The 10,799-nt window shown below is 75.6% G+C and carries 11 protein-coding genes; 6 read left to right on the top strand and 5 right to left on the bottom strand.

The annotated features are described in order from the left end of the window. The first annotated feature begins 195 nt into the window (after positions 1–195). The 3 genes from HF526_RS19430 to HF526_RS19420 are packed head-to-tail and all read left to right on the top strand — an operon-like array spanning position 196 to position 4,705. On the top strand, positions 196–1,209 hold the full coding sequence (locus tag HF526_RS19430) for an AAA family ATPase (protein ID WP_338051598.1): 1,014 nt from the start codon (positions 196–198) through the stop codon (positions 1,207–1,209). A 5-nt stretch (positions 1,210–1,214) separates the two neighbouring features. After that, entirely contained in the window at positions 1,215–2,465 is a 1,251-nt protein-coding gene (locus HF526_RS19425) for a DUF58 domain-containing protein (RefSeq protein WP_169382945.1), read from the top strand. Beyond that, the gene (locus HF526_RS19420) at positions 2,462–4,705 is read left to right on the top strand and encodes a transglutaminaseTgpA domain-containing protein (protein ID WP_169382944.1); all 2,244 of its coding nucleotides are present in this window, start codon (positions 2,462–2,464) and stop codon (positions 4,703–4,705) included. The genes HF526_RS19425 and HF526_RS19420 overlap by 4 nt, the downstream gene beginning before the upstream one ends. A gap of 77 nt (positions 4,706–4,782) precedes the next feature. On the opposite strand, the gene HF526_RS19415 is transcribed toward HF526_RS19420, so the two are convergent. Further along, on the bottom strand, positions 4,783–5,166 hold the full coding sequence (locus tag HF526_RS19415; protein WP_169382943.1) for a DUF3040 domain-containing protein: 384 nt from the start codon (positions 5,164–5,166) through the stop codon (positions 4,783–4,785). 488 nt (positions 5,167–5,654) lie between these two features. After that, positions 5,655–6,422: a class I SAM-dependent methyltransferase gene (locus HF526_RS19410; protein ID WP_338051597.1), complete on the bottom strand. Its 768-nt coding sequence runs from the start codon at positions 6,420–6,422 to the stop codon at positions 5,655–5,657. Between the two features lie 43 nt (positions 6,423–6,465). On the opposite strand from HF526_RS19410, the gene HF526_RS19405 reads away from it, so the two are divergent. Then, complete coding sequence (locus HF526_RS19405; protein ID WP_169382942.1) at positions 6,466–7,386, top strand: AAA family ATPase; 921 nt, start codon at positions 6,466–6,468, stop codon at positions 7,384–7,386. A 23-nt stretch (positions 7,387–7,409) separates the two neighbouring features. Here HF526_RS19405 and HF526_RS19400 read toward each other — a convergent pair whose 3' ends face one another. Continuing rightward, positions 7,410–7,814, bottom strand: coding sequence for an SAV_6107 family HEPN domain-containing protein (locus HF526_RS19400; RefSeq protein WP_239028873.1), 405 nt, complete (start codon positions 7,812–7,814; stop codon positions 7,410–7,412). Between the two features lie 52 nt (positions 7,815–7,866). Further along, positions 7,867–8,184 carry a hypothetical protein gene (locus HF526_RS19395; RefSeq protein ID WP_338051596.1) on the bottom strand — a complete coding sequence of 106 codons (318 nt, stop codon included), beginning with the start codon at positions 8,182–8,184 and terminating at the stop codon, positions 7,867–7,869. Positions 8,185–8,448: 264 nt separating this feature from the next. On the opposite strand from HF526_RS19395, the gene HF526_RS19390 reads away from it, so the two are divergent. Continuing rightward, positions 8,449–9,054 carry a GNAT family N-acetyltransferase gene (locus tag HF526_RS19390; RefSeq protein WP_169382940.1) on the top strand — a complete coding sequence of 202 codons (606 nt, stop codon included), beginning with the start codon at positions 8,449–8,451 and terminating at the stop codon, positions 9,052–9,054. Positions 9,055–9,112: 58 nt separating this feature from the next. Continuing rightward, positions 9,113–9,820 carry an LppM family (lipo)protein gene (locus HF526_RS19385; RefSeq protein WP_169382939.1) on the top strand — a complete coding sequence of 236 codons (708 nt, stop codon included), beginning with the start codon at positions 9,113–9,115 and terminating at the stop codon, positions 9,818–9,820. Between the two features lie 49 nt (positions 9,821–9,869). Here the strand turns inward: HF526_RS19385 and metF are convergent, their stop codons facing one another. After that, positions 9,870–10,769 carry a methylenetetrahydrofolate reductase [NAD(P)H] gene (gene metF, locus HF526_RS19380; RefSeq protein WP_169382938.1) on the bottom strand — a complete coding sequence of 300 codons (900 nt, stop codon included), beginning with the start codon at positions 10,767–10,769 and terminating at the stop codon, positions 9,870–9,872. Positions 10,770–10,799 lie beyond the last annotated feature (30 nt).

The raw sequence follows: 10,799 nt of genomic DNA, 5'->3' as shown, positions 1-10,799 counted from the left end.
ACGGCCCGCGCCGTGGGGCGCCGACCACGTCGCGGGCCGTCGCGCCGGCCCCGCCGGGTTCGCTGCCCCGCCGTCGACCCCGCACATGTGGGGGATGTTCCTCGCGCGGGTTTGACAGACTGAACGGCAATCTGGGTGTGATGCCCGGCCTGGTGGCCGGGCATCGCTGGGCGCGGCGCAGGGCGAGGAGGTCGGGTGACCACGACGAGCGGTCGATCCGGGACCACCACGGGACCGGACCCGGAACCGCCCGCGCTCGAGGCCGTCGCCGACCTGGCGACCCGGATCGCGGCCAACATGCAGCGGGTGATCGTCGGCAAGTCCGAGGTCGTGCGGGTCGCCCTGGTGACGATGCTCGCCGAAGGCCACCTGCTCGTCGAGGACGTCCCCGGGGTCGGCAAGACCTCGCTGGCCAAGGCGCTCGCCAGGTCCATCGACTGCTCGGTGAGCCGGGTGCAGTTCACCCCGGACCTGCTGCCCGGCGACATCACGGGCATGTCCATCTACAACCGGCAGACCGCGGAGTTCGAGTTCCGCCCCGGCCCGGTGTTCGCCAACGTGATCATCGCCGACGAGATCAACCGGGCGTCGCCGAAGACGCAGTCCGCGCTGCTGGAGTGCATGGCCGAGGACCAGGTCACCGTCGACGGTGCGACCTATCAGCTGGCGAGCCCGTTCATGGTCGTAGCCACCCAGAACCCGGTCGAGATGGACGGCACCTATCCCCTGCCGGAGGCGCAGCGCGACCGCTTCACCGCGCGCGTGTCCATCGGGTACCCCGATCCGGCCGCCGAGCTGGCGATGGTCGACGAGCACACGGCGGCCGACCCGCTGGCGGCGCTGGGCCCGGTCGCCGACGCCCGGACCGTGCGCGCTGTCATCGAGTCGGTGCGCCGGGTCCACGTCGGAACCGAGGTGCGGCACTACTGCGTCGAACTGGTCGGCGCCACCCGCCGGTTGCCCGAGTTGCGGCTCGGTGCGTCGCCGCGGGCCACCCTGCACCTGGTGCGCGCGGCCCGGGCACAGGCCGCGCTGGCCGGCCGGGCGTTCGTCGTCCCGGATGACGTGCAGGCCGTCGCGGTGCCCGTGCTGGCGCACCGGCTGCTGCTGACCCCGGATGCGCAGGCCTCCCGCCGCTCCGCCGCCGACCTGGTCCGCGGGCTGCTCGGACGGCTGCCGGTGCCTGCCCCCGCACGTACCGGCGGCTGAGCGCCGTGGACGGCGGCCGGTTCTCCGGGCTGACCACCCGCGGCCGCTGCCTGCTCGCCGGGGGCCTTGCCACCGGGGTCTGCGCGATAGTGCTCGACGAGCGCGACCTGCTGCGCATCGGGATCTTCGTCGCGGTACTGCCGTTGTTGTCGCTGCTGCTCGCCGCGCGGGCACGGCGGGCGGTGCGCGCGGAGCGTGTCGTCGAGCCGGACCGGGTGCCGGTCGGGACGGACACCGAGGTCACGGTGCGGCTGCGAGGCGGGCCGCTGCTCAGCGCGCTGCGGGTGGCGGACACGGTGCCCGACGCCGCCGGAGCCTCGCCCGCCGCTCCCCCACGGTTCACCGTGTACCGGCTGCCGTCCCGCGACGGGGTCGTGCTGCGCTACCCGCTGCGCCCGCTGCTGCGCGGGGTGCACCGGGTCGGGCCGCTCGTCGCGCGGGCCACCGACCCGCTGGCCCTGGCCGAGGTCTCCCGCGAACTCGCCGGCACCGACCGGATCCTCGTGCTCCCCGCGGTCGTCCCGCTGCGGGGACTCCCCGCCGCCCTCGGCACCGGTGAGGGCACGCCCGGCGCAGCCGTCGCACACCAGGGCCAGGGCCGCCCGGACGTGCTCGTGCGGGAGTACCGGTCCGGTGACGAGCTACGTCGCGTGCACTGGCGGAGCACCGCCCGGTACGACGACCTGATGGTGCGGCTGGAGGAACGGCCCTGGCGCGGCGGCATCACCGTGCTGCTGGACCGGCGCGACGCCGCCCACCGGGGGCGGGGGGCGGGGTCGAGCCTCGAGTTCGCCGTCAGCCTCGCGGCGAGCGTGTGCGCGCACCTGCACCGGCGTGGTGAGCCGGTCACGCTGGTCACCGAGGACGGCATCGCACCGACCGGGCCCGGCGCCGCCCCCGGGCTCGACCCGCTGCTCGACGCACTGGCCGCGGTCCGGCCCTCGGCACGCCCCGATCTCGGCGGACCGCCGCTCACCGCGACCGCGGACCTCGTCGCGATCCTCGGCGCCGTGCAACCCGGCGGGCTCGAGGCGCTGCTCGCCCGGCGGTCCGGCGGTGGTCACGCCGTCCTGCTCGACGTGGCCGGCTGGGCCCCGGCCGGTCCCGCCGCGCCGCAGCCGGCGGGCACCGCGGCGGCGCTGCGCCGGGCCGGCTGGAACGTCACGGTGGCCACCGCGCAGTCCCGCCCCGACCAGGTGTGGGACACGTTGACCAGCGGGGCCGCACCGGACGGTCCCCGGACGGGGACGTCGTGAGCGCGCCCCCGCTGTTCCGGCCGACTCCGGCGGCGCCCGCCCCGGGGCCGCCGCGCCGGCGGATCAGCTGGGCGGCCCCTCCCGTCGCGGGCGCCGCGGTGCTGTTGTCCGGAGCGCCGGTGCCGTCGGTCGTGCAGGGAGCCGGCTGGGTCGGTCACGCGTTCGCGGTCGTCGCCGTCGTCGTCACCACCGGCCTGCTGCTGCGCCGCGCGCCCGGGGTCGCGGTGCTCGCCGCCCAACTGCTCGCGGTGCTCGGCCTGCTCACCTTTCTCTTCACCACCCACGGGGTACTCGGCGTGCTCCCGGGGCCGGCCGCGTTCGCCGAGCTCGGCGACCTGCTGGCCGGGGCCGCCGCCCAGATCGACATCGGCACCGCCCCGATTCCGGCGACACCGGAGATCCTGCTGCTGCTCACCGCGGCGTTCGGGCTGCTCGCCGTCGCCGTGTACGCGATCGCCGTGTCCGCCGGGGCGCCCGCCGCCGCGGGACTGCCGTTGCTGGCGGTGTTCGCGGTACCCGCCGCGCTGGCCGGCCACCTACTGCCGTGGTGGGCCGTGGCCGCGGCGGCCGCCGGGTACGGCCTGCTGCTCGTGGGCCGCGGCGGTGCCGGCCGGCAGCTCCCGGCCGGGCTGGCCGTGACCGCCGCGGCCGTGGCCGTGGCGCTGCTGCTCGGTTCGGCCGCGACGATGGTCGGCACCGGCGGCCGGGTCGCCGGTGGTTCCGGTGGAGGCGGCGCTGGTGGCGCGATCGGGCTGAACCCGTTCACCGCGCTGCGGGGGCAGCTCACCCAGACCGGCGAGACCGAGCTGTTCCGGGTCTCCGGGCTGCCCCGGCCGCAGTATCTGCGCGCGCTGACCCTGCGCGACTTCGTCCCGTCGACGGGCTGGCAGGCCGGTTCCCCGGAGCCCGGCGTGCCGCTCACCGGGGCGCTGCCGAACGACCCCACCCCGCCTGGCGACCAGGCCGTCGTCGACGTCGAGAACGTCGGGTTCCGCGACTACTGGCTTCCGCTGTACGGCGTGCCACAGACGGTGACCGGCGTGACGCCCGACACCTGGGCCTTCGACGTGCGCAGCGGCACCGCCCACAGCAGCCGCCCGCGCCGGGAGGACAGCTGGCGGGAGCGAGCGCTGCTGCCGGCGCCGACCGCCGAGGAGCTGCGCGCCGCGTCCGGGCCGGCCCGGATCGATCCGGCCTACCTCGCGACCACCGGGGTGGACCCCCGTGTCGCCGCCCTGGCCGCCGACGTCACCCGGGACAGCCGCACCGACTTCGACCGCGCGATGGCCCTCGTCGACTTCTTCACCGGGCCCCGCTCACCGTTCCACTACAGCCTGCGCACCGCGCCCGGCAACGGCGACGACGCGCTCGTCGAGTTCCTCACCGTCGGGCGCACCGGGTACTGCGAGCAGTTCGCCTCGGCGATGGCCGTCATGCTGCGCACGGTCGGGGTCCCGGCGCGAGTCGCGGTCGGCTTCACCGCGGGTTCCGACCTCGGCGACCACCGCTTGGTGACCACCGCCGACGCGCACGCCTGGGTGGAGGCCTACTTCCCCGGCTACGGCTGGACGGCCTTCGACCCGACCCCGCTGACCGACGGGCGCGCGCTCGTGCCGCCCTACGTCCAGCAGGCGCGGGACCAGGCCGCCGGGGCCGGCCAGCAGGTGGTCCCCGACCAGACCGTCCCCGACCAGCTGCCCGACACGAGAACCGGGGCGGCGCAGGAGCCTGCGGCACCGGCTGCGGCACCGGCACCGGGCGCGAACCGGGCGCAGGACTCCGGGTTCGGGCCGGTGCTCCCGCTGGTGCTGGTGGCCGTCGTGCTGCTGGGACTCGCGCCGGCGGGCCTACGGGCACTCATCCGGCGACGCCGGCTGGCGGCGGTGGCCGAGGGTGGCCGGGAGGCGGCGCGGGCCGCCTGGGCAGAGCTGCTCGCCGAGTCGGCGGATCGCGGCGTACCGTCGCCGCCCAGCGACACGGTGCGCGGGGCCGCCCGCCGGCTGGTCCGCGAGCACGGGTTGGACGCCGACGCCCAGCAGGCACTGCGCCAGGTGGTGGCCGCGGTGGAGGCGAGCTGGTACGGCGGCCGGCACCCCGGCGCCGGGGAGCTGACCGCGGCGGTCCGGCAGGTGCGGGCGGCGATCGCGGCCGGCAGGCGGCGCACGCTGCGGGAGCGGCTGATGCCGCGCTCGCTGCTGGGCCGGGGCAGGCGGGACGAGGCGGCGACACCCGCGGGGTGATCCACCGGGGTGGTGCCCGCGGCCGTCAGCCGTTCGCCGACGAACAGCGGCGGCCCGAGCCGGGCCGCCGCTGCGTGTCACTCCTGTTCGAACCGGCGGCGGAAACGCTCCTCCATGCGGCCGGTGAAGCGGTTCTTGTCGGGTTCCGTCTCCTTGGCCGGGGCCGCCTGGCCACCGCCACCCACCGCGGTGACCGCGAGCACGGCGCCGGTGAGCATCAGCAGGAAGCCGACGACGCTGAGCACGGGGAAGCTGCTCGCCAGCCACAGCGCCGGGACGGCCACGCCGACGACCAGCATGACCAGACCCAGCGCGAATACCGCGATGCCTTGAATGCGTCGGCGACGCGTGGGTTTGAGCAGCCGGCCGCCACGGACGGTCGATGCGAACTTGGGGTCCTCGGCGTAGAGAGCACGCTCGATCTGTTCGAGCAGTCGCTGCTCGTGCTCGGAGAGGGGCATGGCTTCGCCTCCGGCACACGGTATTCCTGTCGGGTCATCTTCCATGGTGCCGGAACGACACGACGAGCGCCCAGGCTGGGCGTCTAGTGCAGAGGATACGAGTCCGAGGCCTGGTCGACTACCCAGACTCGTCAACCGGCTGGGCCGATCTTCGAGCGGAATCGCACCACAACCGTTCAGCCGCGGCCGGTGAGCGGTTCACCGAGCCGTCGAGCGGCGTTCCGGCGGGCGACGGCCGAGGTCAGGAGGGTCGCCGGCGCACCGCGGAGCCGGGCGAACCCGCGCCGGGCCGCGCCGGCGGTGATCTCGCCCTCCCGTCGGTCGTGATCGGACTCACCCGAGCCGAGCCGCCGGGCACCCCGGCGACGGTGATCACTCCCCGGCCCGCACACCGGGCAGCCTGATCGCCGGCGGCACCCGAGGCGGGGTGCTCGCAGGCCTACCGCACGCCGGCGCCGGCCCACCACGGCGCCGCCCGGCGGGCGCTCTCAGTCCGCGGAACGCCGCGCCAGCACGTGCAGCCGGGCCGCGACCTCCCGCAGCGCGGGGACCGCCGCGATCATCTCCTCCAGCTCGGCCACCGCCCGGGCCGTCGCGGGGCCACCGTCGATGACCGAACCGGGCAGCCAGCCGTCCAGCACCCCGTCGCCCTGCAGCACCTCGATGCGCAGCGACCCGCCGGACTCGAGCAGCGCGCACAGCGTCGAACCGTCGAGCCGGCGGCGCAGCACGTCGTCCGGTCCGAGCCGGCCGTCCGGATCGGTCAGCAGCGCCCGGGCCTCGGCCAACCGGCCGGCCAGCACCCGGCCGAGCACCGCCGCGTTGCGGCCCGCCACCAGCACCGACACCGCCCCGCCGGGCGCCGCCGCCGCGGTGAGGGCTGCGACCGCGCACGGCAGGTCGTCGACCACCTCGAGCAGACCGTGGCCGAGCACCAGGTCGGCGCCCCCGGTGGGGACGACCTCCGCCAGCGCATCGACATCGCCCTGCACCGGGGTGATGAGGTCGCCGACCCCGGCCTCGCGCGCCCGGCGCTGCAGCGCGGCCAGCGCGTTCGGGCTGGTGTCGACCACCGTCACCGCACAGCCGGCCGTGGCCAGCGGCACCGCCCACGCACCGCTGCCGCCCCCCACGTCGAGCACGCGGGGCGGACGGTCGGGGTGGGCCGCCCGGGCCCTCGCCACCTCCGCATCGAGGACACGGTGCACAGGGCCGCCGCCCGTCGTGCCGAGCAGATCTCCCGCCGCCGTAGTCACAGCCGCAGCGTAGTGCCGCGGGTGACAGAGTAGGTTGATCGCCGTGCAGGTCGTCGCCACGCTGAGTCTCAAGGGCGGGGTAGGTAAGACCACGGTGGCCCTCGGCCTGGCCGGCGCCGCCCTCCATCACGGCGTGCGCACGCTGCTCGTGGATCTGGACCCCCAAGCAAACGCCACCATCGCGCTGGACGTCGCGCCGACCACGGCCACCGTGGCCGAGGTCCTCGACGAGCCACGACGCTCGGTGCTGCGCCGCGCCATCGCCCCCAGTGGCTGGGGCGAGGGCCTCGACGTCCTGGTCGGCTCCGAGCAGACCGAGCGGCACAACCACCCCGATCCGGGAACCAAACAGCTCAACCGGCTCGCCCGCGCCCTCAGCCGGCTGACCGACGGCGACCATGCGGCGGACCTGGCCGGGGTGGACGGCGAGGCCGACGAGGCACTCGCAGCCTGCGACGGACCGGCCGGCGTCGACCACACCGCCGACGGCGACGGCACCGGCCCCTACCGCCTGGTGATCATCGACTGTCCGCCGTCGCTCGGGCAGCTCACCCGCAGCGCGCTGACCGCGGCGCAGCGGGCCGTGCTCGTGACCGACCCGACGATGTTCGCGGTGTCGGGCGTGCAGCGCGCTTTCGATGCCGTGCAGACCGAGCGGCAGCGGGGCAACCCCGACCTGCAGCCACTCGGCGTCCTCATCAACCGGGTGCGCCCGCGCAACGCCGAGCACGAGTTCCGCATCGCGGAGCTGCGCGAGCTGTTCGGGCCGCTGGTGTTCAGTGGAGTCCTGCCCGACCGCTCGGCCATCCAGCAGGCCCAGGGCGCATGCCTGCCCATCCAGGCCTGGGACACACCGGGCGCTCGCGAGGTGTCGGCCGTGTTCACCACGCTGCTGGGCCGCGTCCTACGCAGCGAGCGGATCCGAGGACGCGAGCCGCGCAGCGCCCCGCCGGCGGGCGACTGACCCGCCGCTGCCGGCCCGCCGGTTCACCGAACCGGCACCATGTTTCGCACGATCCCGACGAACTGCTCGGACTGTCGCAGCAAGTCGTCGGCCTCGCGGCGGCTGACCAGTCGTGCGATGCCCGCCTCTGCGGCCGCCCGGGTGTCCGAGCAGGACGCGAAGAAGGCCGCCCACTCCCCCAGCTCCGGGGCCACCTCGGCCAGCAGCTGCCACACGTTGCGGGACGCGCCGCGCTTGGGCCGCGGCCGGGCCCGCACGGCCAGCACCGCCGCGGCCGCCCGCAGCGCAGCCAGGTAGGCCGCCGGGTAGCGCAGCAGCGGATCGGTCGCCCGGTGCCCGTCGGCCAGGCACCCGGCGGCCTGCCGGAGCAGCCCGAGGGCCGCCCGGGACGGCGGAGCTGCACCCGGCTGCCGCACGGTAGTGGTCATCGGCACTGTCGCGGTCATTCGGTGAGCTCCCCTCCGTGCCCGGCCTGCCCGGTCACTCCGCCACCCGCACCAGATCCCACACTCCGGGCCCGGACCGCATCCGCAGCACGAACTCCCGGGCGGGCGCCTGCGGCTCCTCGGCGGACCGGGCCAGCACCCGCCAGCAGCGCAGCTGGTCCCCACCGATCGGCTTCGGCGAGGGAAAAGGCCACGGCGACTCCTCGATCCACCGTTCCTGCACATCGGTGACCAGGTAGCGCGCTCCGCGACGCACCGGGCGCCGCTGGAACTCCACGGGCTCGCCGTCCAGCCAGCGCACCTGGATCGGCGTCGGCTGCCGCGCCCCGAACACGCGGGTGAACGCGCTCACCTGACCACTCTCCTTTCACGGACGAGGAGTCCGGCCGGCCGGCGGCGGGGCGCTTCCCCCACCCCACCGCCGAGCCGACCATCGATCGAACACATGTTCGACGCGGTCCAGTAGATCGCGCCGCCGCCATCCACGTCAAGTCCGGGCCGGGGTGTGCGCCGGGCCGCTCGAAACGTGGTGTGATGTCCGGGTGATGAGCACACGCCGGCGGGCCACGGCCGGCGGCCGGGCGCACCTGGCCCGACGCACCGGACGGGGCCCGCGATGACCGCCGCACCGCCCCGCAACCGGCTGGTCGCGCTGACCGCCGGCGACCTGTCCGACCGGCTGGGCGAGGCACTGAACGTCTACGTCGCGGCGATGGGCTACCCGCCCGGCACCGCCCGGCAGCGCCGCACGCTGTGGCTGGAGCACACCCGCCGCCCCGGGTGGCGCGCGGTCGGTTGGCTGGATCCGGCGGGCTCGCTGATCGGCATCGCCTACGGCTACGGAGGCGCACCCGGGCAGTGGTGGTACGAGGAGGTCCGTCGCGGGCTGCGCGCCGCCGGTCCGGACGAGCAGGCCTGGCTGACCGACTACTTCGAACTCACCGAGCTGCACGTGCGTCCGGACGCGCAGGGCGCACGGCTCGGCGAGGGCCTGCTCCGGGCGCTGCTGGCCGACACCGGCCGCAGCCGGGTCCTGCTGTCCACCCCGGAGTACGGGCACCGCCCGCCCGGCCGCGCCTGGCGGCTCTACCGGCGGACGGGCTTCCGCGACGTGCTGCGGGACCACCGGTTCACCGGCGACACCCGCCCGTTCGCGGTCCTCGGCCGCGAGCTGCCGTTGCCCGGCCCGGCCCCGAACCCCGCAGACGCCACGACACGGTGACGGCGCCTGCGCGGCTCGGTGGCCGGTGACGGCCGCCACCGATGGCACGATGACGACCATGTCGTCCCCGCTCCCCCACGCCCCGCACCGGCGCCCCCGTGCGGCCACCCGCCGGCGCGCAGTGCCGCTGCTGATGCTGGCGGTACTCCTGGTCGGGACGCTGCTCGGCGGCTGCGCACGGGTCCGCACCGCGCTCGCGGTGCAGCCCGACGACACCGTGGTCGGGGAGATCGTGGTGGCCACGCCGGAGAAGGGCCCGGACGACAAGGGGCCGCAGATCACCGTCCCGCCGGCGCTCGCCGGCGACGTCGACGTCTCCACGTACCGCCAGGACGGCTACACCGGCTCGCTGCTGCGCTTCTCCGGCCTGACCTTCGACCAGGTCTCGACGCTGACCGGGGCGGCCGGACCGGCCGGTGACCGGTCCCAGCTGACCCTGCACCGGGCCGGCAACCGGGTGCAGGTCAGCGGCAAGGTCGACCTCACCACGGTCCCGGTGGACAAGGCCGACTTCCAGCTCAAGATCAGCTTCCCCGGCCAGGTGATCGACACCAACGGCGACGCCGAGTCCGGCACCATCAGCTGGACGTTCACCCCCGGCGAGGTCGGGGACATCAGCGCGACGGTGGCCTACCCCGACCCGAACGCACCGTCCCCGGTGAGCTGGACGCTGGGCCTCGGAGCGCTCGTCGCGGTGGCCGCGGGCGCGGTCGTGGTGATGGCGCGGCGGACCCGCAATCCTCCGCTCACCCGGTCGATCCGCTGATCCGGGCCGCCCGGCGGGCGGCCCGGATCAGCTCCGGACCAGGCGGGGATCAGCGCTGCGCGAGCCCCAGCCGCTGCACCAGCTCCACCGTCGCGGTGGAGCGGTTCAGGGTGTAGAAGTGCAGCCCGCGCACCCCCTCGGCGAGCAACTTCCCGCACAGCTCCGCCGTCACATCCATCCCGGCCGCGCGGAACGACGCGGGGTCGTCGGCGAACCGCTCGAGCCGGGCGACGAGGTCCGGGGGCAGCGGGGCACCGGACAGCTCGGGGCCGCGGCGCAGGGTGCGCAGCGTGGTCAGCGGCATGATCCCGGGCAGCAGCGGCACCTCGCAGCCCGCCTCGGCGAGCCGGTCGCGCAACCGCAGGAAGCCCTCCGGCTCCAGGAACAGTTGGCTGATCGCGAAGTCGGCGCCGGCCCGGATCTTGGCGACCAGTCGCTGCAGGTCGGAGTCGGCGTCGGGTGAGCGCGGGTGGCCGTAGGGGAACGCCGCGACGCCGACGCAGAAGTCACCCAGGCTGCGAACCAGCCGCACCAGCTCGTCGGCGTAGGTCAGGCCCTCCGGATGCGCGATCCACTCGCCCAGCGGATCGCCGGGAGGATCACCGCGCACCGCGAGCACGTTGCGGATGCCGGCCGCGGCATAGGAGCCGATCACGTGGCGCAGCTCCGCCACGGAGTGCGAGACCGCCGTGAGGTGGGCCATCGGGACGAGCGTGGTGTCGCCGGCGATCCGCGCCGTCGTCCGGATCGTCCGATCCCGGCTGGAGCCGCCGGCCCCGTAGGTCACCGACACGAAAGCCGGGTCCAGCGGCTCGAGCCGGCGGATGGCGCGCCACAGCTCGGCCTCGCCGGCGGCATCCTTGGGTGGGAAGAACTCGACGGAGAAGACCGGCCGATCCACGGTGATCCGCTCGGTGACCGTTCCGCGCCCGGATGAGGTGCCCTTCACCCCGGTGAGCCTACGGCCCGGCCGTCGGCG

Origin of the sequence: Pseudonocardia acidicola, assembly GCF_012911935.1 — a bacterium.
Classification (GTDB): domain Bacteria; phylum Actinomycetota; class Actinomycetes; order Mycobacteriales; family Pseudonocardiaceae; genus Pseudonocardia; species Pseudonocardia acidicola.
The sequence above is the reverse complement of the archived record's forward strand: the minus strand, read 5'-3'. Positions and strand labels throughout refer to the sequence as shown.